General features: G+C 47.9%; 1 protein-coding gene. It reads right to left on the bottom strand.

The genetic code is table 11. From position 1 onward, the window contains the following. Positions 1–282 (bottom strand): hypothetical protein (locus C2M17_RS12555; protein ID WP_199776022.1); only part of this gene is annotated, 282 nt, incomplete at both ends.

Below are 282 nucleotides of genomic sequence, written 5' to 3'. Positions count from 1 at the left end.
CCAATATAGGTCGACCAACACTTCATCAACTGCTCTTTGAGCCAATGCTTTTTGTAGGGCTGTGCATAGTCCTTCGCTCGGTCATCCGCTTTGTAGGCAATGTCAGCAAGAACCAGGTGCGAGGAGATCAAAGCTTCAAGTTCGGCATAGGTATAGGTTTTTTGCCCAGCGGTTTCCGGCACGACAACAGTGCAGTGCTCTTCATCTTTACTGATTAACACCAACCCAGAGTTATGCCGGGTAAGCAATAAGGCAGGTAAATGGTAGTCTTGCAATTGCTGG

Origin of the sequence: Pseudoalteromonas sp. T1lg10, assembly GCF_002964545.1 — a bacterium.
In the GTDB taxonomy this organism is placed as follows: Bacteria; Pseudomonadota; Gammaproteobacteria; order Enterobacterales; family Alteromonadaceae; genus Pseudoalteromonas.
The sequence above is the reverse complement of the archived record's forward strand: the minus strand, read 5'-3'. Positions and strand labels throughout refer to the sequence as shown.